General features: G+C 40.7%; 16 protein-coding genes and 2 tRNA genes. 7 read left to right on the top strand and 11 right to left on the bottom strand.

Annotation, left to right across the window (positions count from 1 at the left end):
* Positions 1-206: 206 nt before the first annotated feature.
* The 3 genes from hcr to glnA all read right to left on the bottom strand — a co-directional run bounded on the left by hcr (position 207) and on the right by glnA (position 4,701).
* Complete coding sequence (gene hcr / locus C8D76_RS02550; RefSeq protein ID WP_116631256.1) at positions 207-1,226, bottom strand: NADH oxidoreductase; 1,020 nt, start codon at positions 1,224-1,226, stop codon at positions 207-209.
* 114 nt (positions 1,227-1,340) lie between these two features.
* Complete coding sequence (hcp, locus tag C8D76_RS02555) at positions 1,341-2,996, bottom strand: hydroxylamine reductase (RefSeq protein ID WP_116631257.1); 1,656 nt, start codon at positions 2,994-2,996, stop codon at positions 1,341-1,343.
* Between the two features lie 289 nt (positions 2,997-3,285).
* Positions 3,286-4,701 carry a type I glutamate--ammonia ligase gene (gene glnA, locus C8D76_RS02560; RefSeq protein ID WP_116631258.1) on the bottom strand — a complete coding sequence of 472 codons (1,416 nt, stop codon included), beginning with the start codon at positions 4,699-4,701 and terminating at the stop codon, positions 3,286-3,288.
* A gap of 293 nt (positions 4,702-4,994) precedes the next feature.
* Here glnA and typA point away from each other — a divergent pair, with 293 nt between their 5' ends.
* Positions 4,995-6,845 carry a translational GTPase TypA gene (gene typA / locus C8D76_RS02565; RefSeq protein ID WP_116631259.1) on the top strand — a complete coding sequence of 617 codons (1,851 nt, stop codon included), beginning with the start codon at positions 4,995-4,997 and terminating at the stop codon, positions 6,843-6,845.
* A 148-nt stretch (positions 6,846-6,993) separates the two neighbouring features.
* Here typA and rplI read toward each other — a convergent pair whose 3' ends face one another.
* From rplI to C8D76_RS02600, 8 genes are all read right to left on the bottom strand, one after another.
* Complete coding sequence (rplI, locus tag C8D76_RS02570; RefSeq protein WP_116631260.1) at positions 6,994-7,443, bottom strand: 50S ribosomal protein L9; 450 nt, start codon at positions 7,441-7,443, stop codon at positions 6,994-6,996.
* Positions 7,444-7,459: 16 nt separating this feature from the next.
* Positions 7,460-7,687, bottom strand: coding sequence for a 30S ribosomal protein S18 (rpsR, locus tag C8D76_RS02575; protein ID WP_005759927.1), 228 nt, complete (start codon positions 7,685-7,687; stop codon positions 7,460-7,462).
* Positions 7,688-7,699: 12 nt separating this feature from the next.
* On the bottom strand, positions 7,700-8,026 hold the full coding sequence (priB, locus tag C8D76_RS02580) for a primosomal replication protein N (protein WP_116631261.1): 327 nt from the start codon (positions 8,024-8,026) through the stop codon (positions 7,700-7,702).
* The gene (gene rpsF / locus C8D76_RS02585) at positions 8,013-8,393 is read right to left on the bottom strand and encodes a 30S ribosomal protein S6 (RefSeq protein ID WP_116631262.1); all 381 of its coding nucleotides are present in this window, start codon (positions 8,391-8,393) and stop codon (positions 8,013-8,015) included. The genes priB and rpsF overlap by 14 nt, the downstream gene beginning before the upstream one ends.
* Positions 8,394-8,569: 176 nt before the next feature.
* Positions 8,570-8,722, bottom strand: a complete 153-nt coding sequence (locus C8D76_RS09950) for a hypothetical protein (RefSeq protein ID WP_207774987.1) — start codon at positions 8,720-8,722, stop codon at positions 8,570-8,572.
* 2 nt (positions 8,723-8,724) lie between these two features.
* Entirely contained in the window at positions 8,725-10,158 is a 1,434-nt protein-coding gene (gene mltF / locus C8D76_RS02590) for a membrane-bound lytic murein transglycosylase MltF (RefSeq protein ID WP_116631263.1), read from the bottom strand.
* Positions 10,159-10,279: 121 nt separating this feature from the next.
* Positions 10,280-10,356 (bottom strand) — tRNA-Arg (locus C8D76_RS02595).
* Positions 10,357-10,421: 65 nt separating this feature from the next.
* Positions 10,422-10,498: transfer RNA gene (locus tag C8D76_RS02600), tRNA-Pro, on the bottom strand.
* 158 nt (positions 10,499-10,656) lie between these two features.
* Here C8D76_RS02600 and folD point away from each other — a divergent pair.
* The 6 genes from folD to lon all read left to right on the top strand — a co-directional run bounded on the left by folD (position 10,657) and on the right by lon (position 18,198).
* A complete protein-coding gene (gene folD, locus C8D76_RS02605; protein WP_116631264.1) occupies positions 10,657-11,517 on the top strand; it encodes a bifunctional methylenetetrahydrofolate dehydrogenase/methenyltetrahydrofolate cyclohydrolase FolD in 861 nt (286 codons plus the stop codon).
* A gap of 68 nt (positions 11,518-11,585) precedes the next feature.
* Positions 11,586-12,026: a peptidoglycan-binding protein LysM gene (gene lysM, locus C8D76_RS02610; protein ID WP_116631265.1), complete on the top strand. Its 441-nt coding sequence runs from the start codon at positions 11,586-11,588 to the stop codon at positions 12,024-12,026.
* A gap of 296 nt (positions 12,027-12,322) precedes the next feature.
* The gene (tig, locus tag C8D76_RS02615) at positions 12,323-13,618 is read left to right on the top strand and encodes a trigger factor (RefSeq protein ID WP_116631266.1); all 1,296 of its coding nucleotides are present in this window, start codon (positions 12,323-12,325) and stop codon (positions 13,616-13,618) included.
* 185 nt (positions 13,619-13,803) lie between these two features.
* Positions 13,804-14,385 carry an ATP-dependent Clp endopeptidase proteolytic subunit ClpP gene (clpP, locus tag C8D76_RS02620; RefSeq protein WP_116631267.1) on the top strand — a complete coding sequence of 194 codons (582 nt, stop codon included), beginning with the start codon at positions 13,804-13,806 and terminating at the stop codon, positions 14,383-14,385.
* Positions 14,386-14,394: 9 nt separating this feature from the next.
* Positions 14,395-15,630 (top strand): ATP-dependent protease ATP-binding subunit ClpX, encoded by a 1,236-nt coding sequence (clpX, locus tag C8D76_RS02625; RefSeq protein WP_116631268.1) that lies wholly within the window; start codon positions 14,395-14,397, stop codon positions 15,628-15,630.
* A 147-nt stretch (positions 15,631-15,777) separates the two neighbouring features.
* Positions 15,778-18,198: an endopeptidase La gene (lon, locus tag C8D76_RS02630; protein ID WP_116631269.1), complete on the top strand. Its 2,421-nt coding sequence runs from the start codon at positions 15,778-15,780 to the stop codon at positions 18,196-18,198.
* Positions 18,199-18,284 lie beyond the last annotated feature (86 nt).

Raw genomic sequence — 18,284 nt, forward strand, 5'->3', positions numbered from 1 at the left:
TGTTAAACACGCACCGTTGGGTGCGTTTTTTTATGGGCAATGAAATAAATGGAATTGCACCTTGGCGTTAAAAATTGCTTGCTTAATCATTTAACCCTAGTTAGTGAATTTACATCATTTAGTAAAAATCAAGCAAATAAAAAGTGCGGTCAAAATTTACAAAATTTTACCGCTCTTGTTGCTTTTACGAATTTAGCTTTTGAGCTTTAAAGCGTGACTGATACGTTTTCTTTCACGCGGCAGCTGCAGGCGAGCACATAACCTTGAGCGATTTCTTCTTCAGTTAAATCGCCTGTGTGAACCACTTCATATTCGCCGCCAGTAACTTTGGTTTTACATAAACCGCATAAACCCGTGCGACAGCCAGAAACAACAGGCTGTTCTTGCGCTTCTAATGCCGCTAACAATGTCATACCAACTGGAACTTCCGCGGTGATTTGTTTTGCGCTGTTAATGGTTAATGTGGTTTTCTTATCTGAGCTAATTTCGCCCGCTAATGCAGTATTGAAGAAAGCTTCGGTAAAGAAACGATCTTCGGTCACGCCTAATCCCATCACGATATCTTTTAACGCCGCCATATACGCTTCAGGACCACAAGTCATCACCGTGTAATCTTTCAGATTTGGCACCGCATTTTGGACGATTTCTGCAGAAATTCGACCGTTCGCAAAACCTTCAGTCGCATCGACAGAGGCATTAAACACTAAATTAAGGCGAGGATAGTTCGCTTTTAATTCAGCCCATTCGGCTTTAAAAATCACATCCTCTGGTGAATGCACGCTATGAATAACGGTGACGTTTGTTTCTGGACGATTAACCAATAACCAACGTGCCATCGACATAATTGGCGTTACGCCACTGCCAGCGCCCACTAATAAGTAATTATTGGCTAGCACATGTTGGCAAGAAAACTCACCCATTGGGTTAGAAAACCACACTTGATCGCCCACTTTCACTTCATTATTCAACCAAGTTGAACCCACACCGCCTTCAATTTCTCGCACGGTAATAGAAACAAAACGGCTTTCGCCTGGTGTTGAAGAGAGTGAATAAGCGCGGGTAATATGTGGTGTATTTTTGATGCTAACTAATGCATATTGACCAGGTTGGTATGGATAGAAGTCTTGCGCAATAAAGTTAATTGTTTTGACGTGCGGGGCTTCTTGTACAATTGAATAAACCTGTAATTCATTAATACATAAAGGGTTTTTATTGGTATTTGCCATTTTGTTGTTCCTCTTTATGGTCGGTTTTTCCCCGACCACTGCTTTCTTGAATTCGTTTCAGGCGGTCAAAATAATAAAATTTTGCAAATTTTGACCGCACTTTTTATTTGTCGATTATTTATTGATGATATGACCGAAATCTTGTTCAGGGGTAGTTAAACCGCTTAAACCAAATTTTTCGTGTAATAATTTCATCACATTGTCGTTTAAGAACGCTGGTTTGCTTGGACCTGAGTAAACATTTTTCACGCCAAGTGCCAAGAGCGTTAATAACACGATAATCGCTTTTTGCTCGAACCAAGAAAGTACGATTGAAAGTGGCAATTCATTTAAGCCGATACCTAATTTTTGTGAAAGCGTGATTGCTAACATAATAGCAGAATAGGTGTCGTTACATTGACCAGCATCTAATAAACGCGGTAAGCCGCCGTCAATTGTGCCGAAGTCTAATTTGTTAAAACGGTATTTACCGCAACCAAGCGTGAGAACTGCTGTATCTTTTGGTAAGGCGTAGGCTAAATCTGTATAGTAGTGGCGTTCTTCTTTATCACCGTCACAACCGCCGATTACGAATACGTGGCTTAATTTGCCTGCTTTCACTAAATCGATCACTGCATCAGAGGCATCAACTAAGGTTTTGCGACCGAAGCCCACGGTGATGTAGTGCTCTAATTCTGTGTATGGGAAGCCGTCACATTCTAATGCTTTTTCAATAACTGGGGCAAAGTTGTGTTTTTCTAAATGCATAACGCCTGGCCAGCCCACGATGTTACAAGTGAAAATACGGTCTGCATAATCACCCACATTTGGATCGATTAAACAGTTTGATGTCATCACGATTGCACCCGGGAAACGAGCAAATTCTTTTTGCTGATTTTGCCAGCCCGAACCATAGTTACCCACTAAATGTTTGTATTTTTTCAATTCAGGATAGCCGTGCGCTGGTAGCATTTCACCGTGCGTATAAACATTGATGCCTTTGCCTTCGGTTTGCTCTAATAACTCTTTTAAGTCTTTTAAATCGTGACCTGAAATGAGGATACATTTGCCTTTTACTGGACGAATGTTAACAGTTGCTGGCACTGGGTTGCCGAATGCTTCGGTTTCACCTGCGTCTAGCATTGCCATCACTTTAAAGTTCATAGAACCGATAGCCAACGATTTTTCGAGCAATTCGTTTAAATCACTTGGTTTTGTGCCTAACCAAGACATAAAGCCGTGGTATTCCACATATAAATCGTTGTCGTATTTGCCCAAGATATAAGCGTGTTCTAAATAAGCAGCAGCCCCTTTCAAGCCATAAAGCGCTAATAAACGCACGCCGTGAGCTTCTTCGCCGATTTCTGCTCGGTCAGTATCTAAAGCAAATTCTTTTGCTTGTTCAGCAAGTTGATCAATAGAAATGCCTTTTAGCTCAATATTCGCTAATGGGTGGTCTAAGCTTGGGTTTGGCTCAAATTCGCTGACGGCTTTGATTAAAGCGTTACGATAGATGATCGCTTGTTGTGCATAGCCAACGATACGATTTGAGTCAAAGTTCACATTAGTTAAGGTTGCGAAAAAGGCACGCGGGGCAAAGTTGTCCGCATCGTGGTTGATAATGCCGTATTCACGGGCTTTTAATGCCCACGCAGAAAGACTGTGTAAGCAGGCGATTAATAAATCTTGTAAGTCTGAGGTTTCTGCAGTTTTACCACACATACCTTGACCGAAACTACAACCGTTACCCACAGGGGTTACCATAGTTTGTTCACATTGAACGCAGTACATAAATCACTCCAATTGTTTTTAGAAATAATAATAAATATCAATAAACCTACTAAATGTGTAGGATTTAATGCGCAAATAGTATAGCTTTTTACTCAAGATTTAAAGTGTTTTTTTATGAAAATGAAATTTTACTTAGAATGGGGGAGTGCTGCTCAAGGAGAAGATAAAGAAGATAAAAAAGTGCGGTCAAAACTTGAGAAATTTTGACCGCACTTGAGTCGCGTTATAATGGAATAATCAATTGTTCGCTTTTATTGTGATTAAGCCTAGTTATGATTAAGACTAGTTATTAAGCATAGTACAATTCATATTCTACTGGGTGCGGTGTCATATTAACACGCGCCACTTCTTTGCGTTTGAGTGTGATAAAGGTATCAATGAAATCTTTGCTGAATACATTACCTTTTGTTAAGAACTCAAAATCTTGCTCTAGTGAGTTTAATGCTTCTTCTAACGAGCTTGATACCGCTGGAATTTCTTTTAATTCTTCAGGCGGTAAATCGTATAAGTTTTTATCCATTGCATCGCCAGGGTGGATTTTGTTCACCACACCGTCAAGCCCCGCCATTAACAACGCCGCAAAACATAAGTATGGGTTTGCTGATGGATCTGGGAAACGTGCTTCAATACGAATGGCTTTCGGATTTGTGACCGCAGGAATACGAATTGACGCAGAACGGTTACTTGCAGAGTAAGCTAATAATACAGGTGCTTCAAACCCTGGAACTAAACGTTTGTAAGAGTTGGTTGACGGGTTGGTAAATGCATTCAATGCTTTGGCGTGTTTGATGATACCGCCAATGTAATAAAGTGCGGTTTCTGAAAGACCCGCATATTTATCGCCTTGGAAGATATTTTTGCCGTCTTTGCTTAATGACATATTACAGTGCATACCAGAGCCGTTATCGCCTGCGAATGGTTTTGGCATAAAGCACGCAGTTTTGCCATGTTCTGCTGCGACATTTTGAACGATATATTTATAGATTTGGGTTTCGTCCGCTTTTAGGGTTAAGCTATTGAATTTTGTCGCAATTTCATTTTGACCTGCAGTGGCAACTTCGTGGTGATGCGCTTCAATCACGAGCCCCATTTCTTCCATTAATAAGCACATTTCTGAACGAATATCGTGGGCGCTGTCATTTGGTGCAACCGCACAATAGCCACCTTTCACTAATGGACGGTAGGCATTATTACCTTCTTCAAATTTACGATTGGTATTCCATGCCGCTTCAACATCATCAATTTTAAATGAAACATTGTTCATCGCTGTGCTGAAACGCACGTCATCGAATAAGAAAAACTCAGGTTCTGGACCAAAGAAAGCACTGTCTGCAAAGCCTGTTGAACGCATATAATCTTCGGCACGCATTGCAATTGAACGAGGGTCTCTATCATAGGATTGCATGGTGTTTGGGTCGTAGATGCTACAGCGAATTGAAAGGGTAGGGATTTGAGCGAAAGGGTCAACAACGGCGGTTTCTGGCATTGGCATTAATAACATATCGGCTTTATTAATGGCTTTCCAACCTTCGACTGATGAGCCGTCAAACATTTTGCCATCCTCGAATAAATCTTCGTCAATTGCACTGACGGGTAAGGAAACCGCATGTTCTTTGCTTTTAATGTCCGTGAAACGAAGAAGCGCGAACTTAATGTCGTTTTCTTCAATGAGTTTGAACACGCGTTCAATTGCTGCGTTAGCCATGATAAAAACTCCTGTGAGATATTTTGTTTATTTGCTTCGAGTAAAGAGGAAGTTGCGCTAAAAATACCATATATTGGGCTTAAAGCAAATATCATTGAATAATAAATTCTGATTAAGGTGTATTTTCTTTCTGCCAGCAAAAGTGCGGTCAAAAAAACGGGTAATTTCAGGATTTTTCATAGCTCAATGGCGGAAAAAGTTGTATAATTTCCGACCTTTCTCTGCAGTATAGAATTAAGTGCGGTGAAAGAAATGATAATTTCCTTATAGAACATATAATTAAGACAGCTCAAATGGCAGATTTAGATATTAATAAATTGCGTAACATCGCAATTATTGCGCACGTTGACCATGGTAAAACTACCCTCGTTGACAAACTTTTACAACAATCAGGCACGCTTGAAGCCGCGCGTAACGGCGATTCAGATGAGCGTGTAATGGACTCAAATGATCTTGAAAAAGAACGTGGTATTACAATTTTAGCAAAAAATACAGCGATTAACTGGAATGACTATCGTATTAACATCGTCGATACTCCAGGACACGCGGATTTCGGTGGTGAAGTAGAGCGTGTTCTTTCTATGGTTGATTCTGTGTTATTAGTGGTGGATGCCTTTGATGGCCCTATGCCACAAACTCGCTTTGTGACACAAAAAGCCTTTGCCCACGGTTTAAAACCGATTGTGGTGATTAATAAAGTTGACCGTCCTGGCGCGCGCCCTGATTGGGTGGTTGACCAAGTTTTCGATTTATTTGTAAATCTTGGCGCAACCGATGAGCAATTAGATTTCCCAATTGTTTATGCCTCAGCACTCAATGGTGTCGCAGGCTTAGATTACGCAGATCTTGCGACAGATATGACACCATTATTTGAAGCAATTGTAGAACATGTCGCGCCGCCTGCAGTGGAACTAGGTGCGCCATTCCAAATGCAAATTTCGCAACTTGATTACAATAATTATGTAGGTGTGATTGGTATCGGACGTATTAAACGCGGTTCAGTGAAACCAAACCAAGCCGTAACTCTAATCGATTCTGAAGGCAAAACCCGTCAAGGACGTATTGGACAAGTATTAGGCCACCTTGGTTTGCAACGTTATGAAACCGATGAAGCCTTTGCAGGGGATATTGTTGCGATTACAGGAATGGGCGAATTAAATATCTCAGATACCATTTGTGATATTAATGCAGTAGAAGCCTTACCTGCTTTAACTGTTGATGAACCAACTGTAACCATGTTCTTCTGTGTTAATACCTCGCCATTCTGTGGTAAAGAAGGTAAATATGTGACTTCTCGTCAGATTTTGGAGCGCTTGAATAAAGAGCTTGTTCACAATGTTGCCTTGCGTGTAGAAGAAACCGCAAACCCAGATGAGTTCCGTGTTTCTGGGCGTGGTGAATTGCATTTATCCGTGTTAATTGAAAATATGCGCCGCGAAGGCTATGAATTAGCGGTATCACGTCCTAAAGTTATCTTCCGTGAAATCGATGGTAAAAAACAAGAGCCATTTGAGCAAGTGACGATTGATATTGAAGAACAGCACCAAGGTTCTGTTATGGAAGCATTGGGGATCCGTAAAGGTGAAGTGAAAGATATGATCCCAGACGGTAAAGGGCGTACTCGTTTAGAATATGTTATCCCAAGCCGTGGTTTAATCGGTTTCCGTAATGAATTTATGACCATGACTTCTGGTACAGGTTTACTTTACTCTACATTCAGCCACTACGGTGATGTGAAACCAGGTGAAATCGGTCAACGTAAAAATGGCGTGTTGATCTCAAATGCAACTGGTAAAGCGCTAGCTTATGCATTATGGGGTTTACAAGAACGTGGTAAATTGATGATTGATCATGGTGTCGAAGTGTACGAAGGTCAAATCATCGGTATCCATAGCCGCTCAAATGACTTAACGGTAAACTGTTTACAAGGTAAAAAGCTAACCAATATGCGTGCATCAGGTAAAGATGATGCGATTCAGTTAACAACACCTGTGAAGTTAACATTAGAGCAAGCCATTGAATTTATTGATGATGACGAATTAGTTGAAGTCACACCAGTATCAATTCGTGTACGTAAAAAATTACTGACCGAAAATGATCGTAAACGTGCAAACCGTACAACAACCAGTACCAGCACGCATTAATAAAATTAGTTAAAAATCGACCGCACTTTACTAAAAAGTGCGGTCTTTTTTTCGGTTATTTTTGAGCATTTACTTTGCGTGTAAAAAATTTCCAGACAATAAAAAACCCAGCCTAAGCTGAGTTTTCTGATATCTTTGTTCAGATAAATTATTCTGCAACAACAATAACGTTTAATGCTGCGAATACTTCGCCGTGAAGTTGGAAACGAACTTCGTGATCACCAGTGGTACGTAATGGACCAGTTGATAAACGAACTTCTGATTTGCTTACTTCAACACCAGCAGCCGTAACTGCTTCAGCAACGTCACGAGTGGTGATTGAACCGAATAAACGACCTTCATCACCAGCTTTAGAAACGATAGTGACCGATTCTAATGCAGTAATTTTCGCTGCACGAGCTTGAGCTTCTGCTAATTCTGCAGCGGCTTTTGCTTCATATTCAGCACGACGCGCTTCGAAGAATTCAATGTTAGCTTTAGTTGCCATAACTGCTTTACCTTGTGGGATTAAGAAGTTACGTGCGAAACCTGATTTAACATTAACTTGATCACCAACTTGACCGAGGTGAGCAATTTTATCTAATAAAATAACTTGCATTACCGTATCTCCTTAATTACTGATGATTGTCAGTGTATGGAAGTAACGCTAAGTAACGCGCACGTTTGATTGCACGAGCTAATTGACGTTGATACTTCGCACGAGTACCGGTAATACGGCTTGGAACAATTTTGCCGCTCTCTGTAATGTAGTTCTTTAATGTAGCGATGTCTTTGTAATCGATCTCAACTACGTTTTCCGCTGTGAAACGGCAGAACTTGCGACGACGGAAATAACGTGCCATTTGGCTAGTCTCCTAATCTAAGAATTCGATATTTTCAGCATGTAATACTAATTGGCTTAAACCGTTTGCGGTTTTGTGTGAGCTAATAAATCCCACCACCAAAAGTTTCTTGCCGACCGTAATGCTTTGAATAGTTTGGGTAAATTGATTGCCACTGAGTTGTATCGGCATTTTGCACCAAGCTTGACGGCTTAATCCTGCTTCGTTTTGTTCAGAACGATGTTCTAATAAAAATCGGCAATGCGTGATACCACTAGGGCTTTTCGTTTGTTTCGGTTGGCTAGTAACTAACCCTATTAACGACAAACGATTATCAATTTTCAAATTATTCTTCAGCATCCTCAAAATCGTTGGTTTCAACTTCAGCTACAGCAGGTTTTTTTTCATCTTTTGCTTTAGCCATTGGGGACGCTTCTGTTACGGCGTGCTTAGTACGAATTACTACGTTACGAAGAATTGCATCGTTGTAACGGAATGTTGTTTCTAGCTCGTCGATTACACTTTGAGGCGCTTCTACATTCATAAGCACATAATGTGCTTTATGTAATTTGTTGATTGGGTATGCTAATTGGCGACGACCCCAATCTTCTAGGCGATGAATTTGACCGCCAGCTTCTTTTACAGAACCTGTATAACGTTCAATCATACCTGGTACTTGTTCGCTTTGGTCCGGATGAACCATAAAAACGATTTCGTAGTGACGCATTGTTGATCCTTACGGGTTAATCAGCCTCCGACTGTAGATCCAGTCACTAATCTGCGGAAGCAAGGAACGAAAATTGATGTGACTGCAAGGTGCAGATTATACCGAAATGGCGAGTAAAAACAAGTAAAAATTGCATAAAAATAGACCGCACTTTTGGGTTAAGTGCGGTCAAAAATTTATACATTTTCAAGAAAGAAAAAGTGAAGAGATTTACGCTCTGCAATTTTATTTTTATGACGGCGCAAAAGTTTTAGACGATGTGTACGTTGCGCGCGGGATAATTTTAAATGATGCGCATTTTTTAAATGCATTCTTCTTTTTTTAAGCATAACTATTCCTTATTATTATCATTGTCAGAAACTGAATCTGAGGGTGTTTTTTCTGCGTTTTGCTCTTCTTGTATGCGGTGATAGTTAATGATGCTGTTCATATAACGGCGGATATTTTCCACATATTGAAAGGCTTCATAACCACGAGCATAACCATATTTCAAGTTTGAATAATAACGTTTTTCCGCCAGTAACGGCAGATTTTTTTTCACATCAAGCCAATTATCGGGATCGTCACCTAAACTTTTAGTCAAACGGCGCGCATCCAACATATGCCCGAGCCCCATATTATAACCCGCCAAAGCAAACCAAATGCGATCTTCTTGGGGAATACTATCTGGCACCTGTGAAATGAGCCAATGTAAATATTCTGAGCCCGCTTTAATGCTTTGCTCTGCATCGGTGCGATCGGTAATTTTCATCCGATCTGCGGTGGATTTTGTCAACATCATTATGCCGCGAACCCCTGTTGGCGATGTGGCATTTTCATCCCAATGAGATTCTTGATAAGCCATCGCCGCAAGCAAACGCCAATCTAAATTGCCTTTGTATTTCTCAAAAAGTGCGGTGTATTTTGGCAACGTTTTTTCAATGGCTTGCGTGTAAGAGCGCATATCCACATAATCGAACTTGGAAAAATGATTGAAATATTTTTCTTCCACACGGGCGATTAAACCGTTTTCAATCGCGCTATTCATAAAATCAAGCAATGCCGCCTGCAGTTCATTATAAGAACTGTTTGGCAGATACCAATGCACCGTTGCTTCATCGGTTAAGTCAAATGCAACGGCAATTTGCGGTTTGATTTGCTGGATCGCTGAAACATCCACTGAATTAGCAATCGTGTAATCAATTTTGCCTTCTGCCACTTGTAACAACAAACTTTCTTGGCTTTGGCGATTTTTCACTTGCCAGGTGAGCTGCGGTAATTTTGCTTTACGTTCTGTCAAAATGGCATTTAAATCGCTGCTGTCGGTGACAGCCAAGGTGCCTTTTAATTGCTGTAAGGAATTTGGGCGCGTTTCCCCTTTGCGGTACACCAATTGCCAAGAGGCAGAATAATAAGCAGGCCCTAACTGGAATTTTTCGAGTTTTTGCGGATGATAAAGTAAATTCGCTGCGGCAATATCAATATCGTGATTCTCTAACGCAGCGAGTAAATCTTCTGTATTATCAAAGACTTTCATCTCTAAATTAACAGACAGATAATCGGCAAAGGCTTTGCTGAGATCATATTCCAACCCAGCTTGCCCTTCGGCACTGATAAAATAGGTAACGGGATTATTGATTGTGCCAACAATTAAGCTGTCGCGCTCTTTTAATGCGGTGTAGTGATTTTCTTCTGAGCGCATAAGCTGTTGCCAAGGGAAAACCATATCAACAGCCCATAATAATAGCGCAACCGCGGCGGCGATGCGGATAATTAAACCTTTCAATAAATAGACCTAATCTAAAAATACAAACCATCGCATTTTAACGGCTAATTCAGAAAATGCAAAGGCAAGCACTAAAAAGTGCGGTCAAAATTAACAGAGTTTTAATAAACGTGTTGATAAATGGCGCGCCCTAAAGGATTCGAACCTTTGACCCACGCCTTAGAAGGGCGTTGCTCTATCCAGCTGAGCTAAGGGCGCATTCAAATGGATGTGTCTTTTGGGAATTTCAATTTAACGAAATTTCAAAGGAAATATAAAAGAAGTGGTCGGCGAGATAGGATTTGAACCTACGACCCACTGGTCCCAAACCAGTTGCGCTACCAAGCTGCGCTACTCGCCGAAAGATGTGAGCATTATAATTGCCTTTTAGCCGCAGTCAATGACTTTTTCAAAAAAATCATTTGATTGATTAAATTTCTTGCAATTAGACTTACATTTGCTGATTTTTTTTGAGAAAATAGCAACCGTTTTCGTCTTAGCCATTAAAAGGAATAATGAATGACCGCACAAGTGATCTCAGGCACGGCGCTCGCTAAAAATATTAAAGCAGATCTTGCTCAAAAAGTTGCACAATATACCACTCAAGGCAAGCGTGCACCGGGTTTGGCCGTTATTCTTGTGGGGGCAGATCCTGCTTCACAAGTTTATGTGGGCAGTAAACGCAAAAGCTGCGAAGAAATTGGGATTTTGTCAAAGTCTTATGACCTGCCAGAAAGCACGACTGAAGCGGATTTATTAGCATTAATTGATCAGCTGAATGTGAACGACAGCATTGATGGCATTTTAGTGCAATTACCATTGCCAAAGCATATTGATAGCACTAAAGTGATCGAACGCATTGCGCCGCATAAAGACGTGGATGGTTTTCACCCTTATAATGTAGGGCGTTTATGCCAACGCATTCCAACCTTACGCGCTTGCACCCCTTATGGCATTATGAAATTGCTAGAAACCACAGGAAGAAATTTATATGGTCAACACGCTGTGATCGTGGGCGCATCCAATATTGTAGGGCGTCCAATGGCAATGGAATTATTATTGGCGGGTTGCACAGTGACGGTGACGCATCGTTTTACCCAAGATCTCGAAAGCCATATTCGCCAAGCCGATATTTTGGTGGTGGCTGTTGGTAAACCTGAATTTATTAATGGTGATTGGGTGAAGAATGGGGCGATTGTGATTGATGTGGGGATCAATCGTGGTGAAGACGGCAAATTGCGTGGCGATGTGCAATACGCCAAAGCCAGTGAACACGCGGCGTTTATCACCCCTGTTCCCGGTGGCGTAGGGCCAATGACCGTAGCAATGCTGATGTTCAATACCTTGTTTGCGTATGAGCGTAATACACAAGTGAACTAAATGATAAAAGTGCGGTCTATTTTATCGCATTTTTGCAATTATTAATCTATAACATAAGGAAAGAAAAAATGGGCTTATTTGATTTCGTAGGAAATATTGGTAAGAAAATCTTCAGCAAAGAAGAAGATGCATCATCAGCCGTGACTAACCACATTGCCGAAGATAACCCAGGCGTTGAAAATGTGGCTGTTACCGTTGAAAACGGCGTAGCAAGCATTTCAGGCGTTGCCACCACAGCAGAAGCAGTGGAAAAAGCCGTGTTAATGGCTGGCAATATCGAAGGGATTAGCACTGTTAATGTTGATAATGTAGAAGTGTTACAAGGCGAATTAGCAGGCGAAGAGGAATTCTATGTCATTCAAAAAGGTGATAGTTTATGGAAAATCGCCGAGCATAAATATGGCAATGGCGCAAAATATACCGCCATTGTTGCAGCGAATAAAGAAGTAATCAAAGATGAAAACAAAATCTTCCCTGGTCAAAAAATTCGCTTACCACGCAATTTATAATTGAATCTTTGTTTTCAAATCCCGCTTTATAGCGGGATTTTTTATGAGCGCGAAATAGAATGTTTTCTAATGCGAAAATCAAGTTTGGTTCATTTAACTAGAGATAGCATGGGTTTTCTGATTGATCAAATTGGCTTTATTAACCATTTGCGCATAAAAGTGCGGTCAATTTTTTCACCGTTTTATCAATCAATATTCCATTTATAGACGAAAATTTTCTCTCGACTATGCCCCTATCTTTCGATATAATTCGCCAGTTTTTTACCTAATTTCATTCAATCTTAAAGGAAAACAGAATGTCAACAATCGAAACAACTCAAGGTTTAGAGCGCCGCGTTACAATTACAATTCCAGCGGCAGAAGTAGAAACAGCAGTACGCGAAGAATTAAAACGTGCAGCACGCAATGTCCGTGTTGACGGTTTCCGTAAAGGTAAAGTGCCTGCTCAAATCGTTGAAAAACGTTTTGGTGCATCAGTACGTCAAGATGTATTAAATGACTTATTGCCACGTCATTTCTTTGATGTTGCATTCAAAGAAAAATTAAACCTTGCTGGTCGTCCAACTTTTGCAGTGGAAAACTACGAAAACGGTCAAGATGTTGTATTTACAGCGACTTTTGAAGTTTATCCAGAAGTTGAATTAAAAGGTTTAGAAAATATTAAAGTGGAAAAAGCTATTGTTGAAATCACAGAAGCTGACATTGACAATATGGTGAATGTGTTACGCAAACAGCAAGCAACTTGGGCTGAAAGCACAGAAGCTGCAAAAGCAGATGATCGTGTAACGATTGATTTCGTTGGCTCAGTGGATGGCGAAGAATTTGAAGGTGGTAAAGCATCAGACTTCGTTCTTGCAATGGGACAAGGCCGTATGATTCCTGGTTTTGAAGACGGTATAGTTGGCAAAAAAGCGGGTGAGCAATTTGATATCAATGTAACATTCCCTGCGGAATATCATGCTGAAAACTTAAAAGGTAAAGACGCAAAATTTGCGATTACATTGAAAAAAGTAGAAAACCAAGTATTACCTGAATTAACCGATGAATTTGTTGCTAAATTTGGTCCAAATACAAAAACTGTGGCAGATTTACGCGCTGAAATCCAAAAAAATATGCAACGTGAATTGAAAAATGCATTAACTTCACGTGTAAAACAACAAGTAATTGATGGCTTAATCGCTGAGAACGCTATTGAAGTACCAACAGCGGCGGTTGATCAAGAAATCGAAGTATTACGTGAGCAAGCGGCGCAACGTTTTGGTGGCAACACTAAACAAGCGGCTCAATTACCTCGTGAATTATTTGAAGAACAAGCGAAACGCCGTGTTCAAGTCGGTTTATTATTCGGCGCTGTTATCAAAGCAAATGAATTAACTGCCGATGAAGATCGCGTAAAAGCAATGATCGAAGATTTAGCATCAGCTTATGAACAACCAGCAGAAGTTGTTGAATTCTATGCAAAAAATGAAGAATTAACCAATAACATTCGCAATGTTGTTTTAGAAGAGCAAGCAGTAGATGCAATCCTTGCTAAAGCGCAAGTGACTGAGAAAAAAGCATCATTTGATGAAATTATGAATCCACAAGCTTAATTTAAGTTTTTGAATTCGCAAAGTGCGGTTGATTTTTCGCAAGTTTTAGAACCTGCAGAAAATTGACCGCACTTTTTCATTTATTATGCACGGTTGGCTCGTCCAGCCGAAAACAATTCTGCATTTTGCCTCGTTTTTAGGTAAAATAAACAAGTTATTTTTAGAACAGAATTATGGAGAACTTTATGGCATTAGTCCCAATGGTGATTGAGCAAACGGCACGCGGAGAGCGTTCCTTTGATATTTACTCACGCCTTTTAAAAGAACGTGTGATTTTCCTAACAGGCGAAGTGGAAGACAATATGGCGAATCTCATCGTTGCACAGTTGTTATTCCTTGAATCAGAAAATCCAGATAAAGATATCAATATTTATATTAATAGCCCAGGTGGTTCAGTGACTGCGGGAATGGCGATTTATGACACCATGCAATTTATCAAGCCAGATGTACGCACCTTGTGTATCGGTCAGGCTTGTTCCATGGGCGCATTTTTATTGGCGGGTGGTACGGCGGGTAAACGTGCTGCGTTGCCAAATGCTCGCGTTATGATTCATCAGCCGTTAGGCGGCTTCCGTGGGCAAGCCTCGGATATTTTGATTCATGCAAATGAAATTTTAAAAATCAAAAAAACATTAAATGAACGTTTAGCTTTTCATACTGGTCAACCTATTGAAATTATTGAAAAAGACACCGACCGTGACAATTTTATGTCAGCAGAAGAAGCGCGCGCTTACGGTTTAGTTGATAGCGTGTTAGTGAAACGTTAAGGATAAAAAATGGCAAACGAAAACGAAACAACCTGTTCATTTTGCGGGAAATCTCAAAACGAAGTCGGAAATTTAATTGCCGGCGTATCAGGCTATATTTGTGGTGAATGTATCGAGCAATGCCATGAATTATTGCATGACCATGCGGAAGAAAGTGCGGTCGAAAATCCGCCAGTTTTAGAGGAAAAATTGCCAACGCCCCATGAAATCCGCGCGCATTTAGATGACTATGTCATTGGGCAAGATTATGCCAAAAAAGTGCTTGCGGTGGCTTTATATAACCATTACAAACGCTTACGTTCTAATCATCAAACCGATACGGTCGAGCTTAGCAAAAGTAATGTGTTGCTAATTGGACCAACGGGGAGCGGGAAAACCTTATTAGCGCAAACCTTGGCACGTATACTCAATGTTCCATTCGCTATGGCGGATGCGACAACGCTAACGGAAGCGGGTTATGTGGGTGAGGATGTAGAAAATATCATTCAAAAATTGCTCCAAAACTGCGATTACGATACAGAAAAAGCAGAACGCGGCATCATCTATATTGATGAGATCGACAAAATCACCCGTAAATCTGCCAATCCGTCCATCACTCGAGACGTTTCTGGCGAAGGCGTACAACAAGCCTTGTTAAAAATGATTGAAGGCACGGTTGCGGCAGTGCCACCACAAGGCGGTCGCAAACATCCACAACAAGAAATGCTGCGTGTTGATACTTCAAAAATTTTATTTATTTGCGGTGGTGCATTTGCAGGATTAGATAAAATTGTAGAAAAACGCGTGCATATTGGCAGCGGTATTGGTTTTGATGCGGAAGTGAAAGGCGAGCAAGATGCGTTAAGTCTGACGGATTTATTCAAACAAATTGAAACAGAAGACTTAATTAAATTCGGTATGATTCCTGAATTTGTCGGACGCTTACCTGTGATTGCTCCGCTCAGTGAACTTGATGAAGAAGCGTTAATCCAAATTTTAACAGAGCCTAAAAACGCATTAACTAAACAATATCAAGCGTTATTTGGCTTAGAAAATGTGGAGTTAGAGTTTACTCAAGAAGCCTTAAATGCGATGGCGAAGAAAGCCTTAGCGCGTAAAACAGGTGCGAGAGGTTTACGTTCTATAGTGGAAGGCATCTTGTTGGAAACAATGTATGACTTGCCATCATTAGAGAATATTGCCAAAGTTGTGGTGGATGAAAAGGTCATCACTGAAGGTGAAAGCCCAAAACTAGAATATAAATAATGACGCCATTCTTGGACAATATGTGTCAAAAGTGCGGTTAATTTGACCGCACTTTTTGTCTTTTTTGAACAATTGCCTTGAATTCTTGTTTTCTGGCCCCACCTAATCCCTAATTTTCCTTATTTAGAAAAAAGAAGAGTACAAATTATGAACGCAAAACGCACTCAAGAACAAGAGATTCCCGTCTTGCCTTTACGCGATGTTGTCGTGTTTCCTTATATGGTTATGCCACTTTTCGTGGGACGCGATAAATCTATCCGTAGCCTTGAACATGCTATGGAAAGCGACAAGCAATTATTATTAGTCGCGCAAAAACAGGCTGAAATAGAAGATCCCCAAGTCGCCGATTTATACGAGATCGGTACGATTGTAAACATTATCCAAATGTTGAAATTACCTGATGGCACAGTCAAAGTGCTGGTTGAGGGGAAACAGCGTGCCAATATTTTAAAAATTAATGAAGATGACTATTTTTCCGCACTGGTTGAGCCGATTAAATCGGTGTTAGGTGATGAGAAAGAATTAGAGGTCGCGCGCAAAGTGGCCTTTGGCGAATTTGAAAATTACGCTAAACAGAATAAAAAAATTCAACCAGAGATGATCGTTGCCCTATCTTCGATTGCGGATGTTGATCGCTTTGCTGATACTTTAGCAGCGCATTTACCTATCGCTTTGCGCCATAAACAAGAAGTATTGGCTCGTTCAAGCGTGCAAGAACGCTTGGAATATTTAGTTGGCGCAATGGAGAGCGAGGCTGATTTATTACAGGTAGAAAAACGCATTCGCACCAAAGTAAAAGAGCAAATGGAGAAAACCCATCGCGATTATTACTTAAATGAGCAAATGAAGGCGATTCGTAAAGAATTAGAGGGCGATGAAGAAGCTGAGGCAGATTCAGAGGTCGATCAGTTACGCAAGAAATTAGAAGAAGCAAAATTACCTGCTGAAGCAAAAGAAAAAGTGGAAGCTGAGATCAAAAAGCTCAAAATGATGTCGCCAATGTCATCAGAAGCCACTGTGGTGCGTAGCTATATTGATTGGATGCTACAAGTGCCGTGGCATAAACGTAGCAAAGTGAAAAAAGATATTCAAAAAGCACAAGAAATTTTGGATGCCGATCACTATGGTTTAGAACGTGTTAAAGAACGTATTTTAGAATATTTAGCAGTGCAATCGCGTTTAAATCAGATCAAAGGACCAATCCTTTGTTTAGTGGGTCCACCTGGGGTGGGGAAAACCTCATTGGGGCAATCTATTGCCAATGCAACAGGGCGTAAATATGTGCGTATGGCATTAGGTGGCGTGCGTGATGAAGCAGAGATTCGTGGTCACCGTAAAACCTATATTGGTTCATTACCAGGTAAATTGATCCAAAAAATGGCAAAAGTAGGGGTGAAAAATCCATTATTCTTGCTTGATGAGATCGATAAAATGGCGATGGATCACCGTGGTGACCCTGCTTCAGCGCTGTTAGAAGTGTTAGATCCAGAACAAAACACCAAATTTAATGACCATTATTTGGAAGTGGATTACGATTTGTCAGATGTGATGTTTGTCGCTACATCCAATTCGATGAACATTCCAGGACCATTGTTAGATCGTATGGAAGTGATTCGTTTAGCTGGTTATACAGAAGACGAAAAATTGAACATCGCGACTCGCCATTTAGTTGAAAAACAAATGGAGCGCAATGGCTTGAAAAAATCTGAATTGAGCATCGAAGATAGCGCAATTATCGATATTATTCGTTATTACACTCGTGAAGCGGGTGTGCGTAATTTAGAACGAGAAATTTCTAAAATTTGTCGCAAAGCCGTAAAACAATTGTTGCTGGATAAATCATTAAAATCATTAGTCGTAAATAGTGATAATTTAAATGAGTATCTTGGCGTGCGTCGTTTCGATTATGGTTTAGCGGATACGGAAAATCGTATCGGTGAAGTGACAGGTTTGGCGTGGACTGAAGTCGGTGGCGATTTATTAACGATTGAAGCGGCATCTGTGATCGGCAAAGGCAAACTCACTTTCACTGGCTCATTGGGCGATGTGATGAAAGAGTCAATTCAAGCGGCAATGACTGTCGTGCGTTCTCGTGCAGAAAAATTAGGTATTACGCCTGATTTTCACGAAAAACGTGACATTCATATTCACGTTCCTGATGGTGCCACCCCGAAAGATGGACCGAGTGCAGGTATTGCAATGTGCACAGCCTTGGTTTCTTGCTTAACGGGAAATCCTGTGCGCGCCGATGTGGCAATGACTGGCGAAATTAATTTGCGCGGTAAAGTGTTGCCAATCGGTGGCTTAAAAGAGAAATTACTGGCTGCACATCGTGGTGGTATTAAAACCGTTTTAATTCCAAAAGATAATGTGAAAGATTTGGAAGAGATTCCACAAAATGCCAAAGATCAGCTGGTGATTCATGCGGTTGAAACCATTGACGAAGTCTTGACGTTAGCACTCGAAAATCCGCCGCAAGGCGTAGAATTCGTTAAGCTTTCTCCCGTGAATGCGGTGAAAGTACCACGTGCACGTAAGACATCGAAGGTGAAACCAACGGTAAATTAATAATGATGATAGAAGTGCGGTGAAAAATTTACTTATTTTTCACCGCACTTTACTTTATAATTCCGAAGCTTATTTATAAAACATAG

It is taken from the genome of Alitibacter langaaensis DSM 22999 (genome assembly GCF_003096995.1).
Classification (GTDB): Bacteria; Pseudomonadota; Gammaproteobacteria; order Enterobacterales; family Pasteurellaceae; genus Exercitatus; species Exercitatus langaaensis.

Coding starts and splice junctions, on each gene's coding strand:
- hcr (WP_116631256.1), bottom strand. CDS start 1,226: ATGGCAAATACCAATAAAAACCCTTTATGTATTAATGAATTACAGGTT.
- hcp (WP_116631257.1), bottom strand. CDS start 2,996: ATGTACTGCGTTCAATGTGAACAAACTATGGTAACCCCTGTGGGTAAC.
- glnA (WP_116631258.1), bottom strand. CDS start 4,701: ATGGCTAACGCAGCAATTGAACGCGTGTTCAAACTCATTGAAGAAAAC.
- typA (WP_116631259.1), top strand. CDS start 4,995: ATGGCAGATTTAGATATTAATAAATTGCGTAACATCGCAATTATTGCG.
- rplI (WP_116631260.1), bottom strand. CDS start 7,443: ATGCAAGTTATTTTATTAGATAAAATTGCTCACCTCGGTCAAGTTGGT.
- rpsR (WP_005759927.1), bottom strand. CDS start 7,687: ATGGCACGTTATTTCCGTCGTCGCAAGTTCTGCCGTTTCACAGCGGAA.
- priB (WP_116631261.1), bottom strand. CDS start 8,026: ATGCTGAAGAATAATTTGAAAATTGATAATCGTTTGTCGTTAATAGGG.
- rpsF (WP_116631262.1), bottom strand. CDS start 8,393: ATGCGTCACTACGAAATCGTTTTTATGGTTCATCCGGACCAAAGCGAA.
- C8D76_RS09950 (WP_207774987.1), bottom strand. CDS start 8,722: ATGCTTAAAAAAAGAAGAATGCATTTAAAAAATGCGCATCATTTAAAA.
- folD (WP_116631264.1), top strand. CDS start 10,657: ATGACCGCACAAGTGATCTCAGGCACGGCGCTCGCTAAAAATATTAAA.
- lysM (WP_116631265.1), top strand. CDS start 11,586: ATGGGCTTATTTGATTTCGTAGGAAATATTGGTAAGAAAATCTTCAGC.
- tig (WP_116631266.1), top strand. CDS start 12,323: ATGTCAACAATCGAAACAACTCAAGGTTTAGAGCGCCGCGTTACAATT.
- clpP (WP_116631267.1), top strand. CDS start 13,804: ATGGCATTAGTCCCAATGGTGATTGAGCAAACGGCACGCGGAGAGCGT.
- clpX (WP_116631268.1), top strand. CDS start 14,395: ATGGCAAACGAAAACGAAACAACCTGTTCATTTTGCGGGAAATCTCAA.
- lon (WP_116631269.1), top strand. CDS start 15,778: ATGAACGCAAAACGCACTCAAGAACAAGAGATTCCCGTCTTGCCTTTA.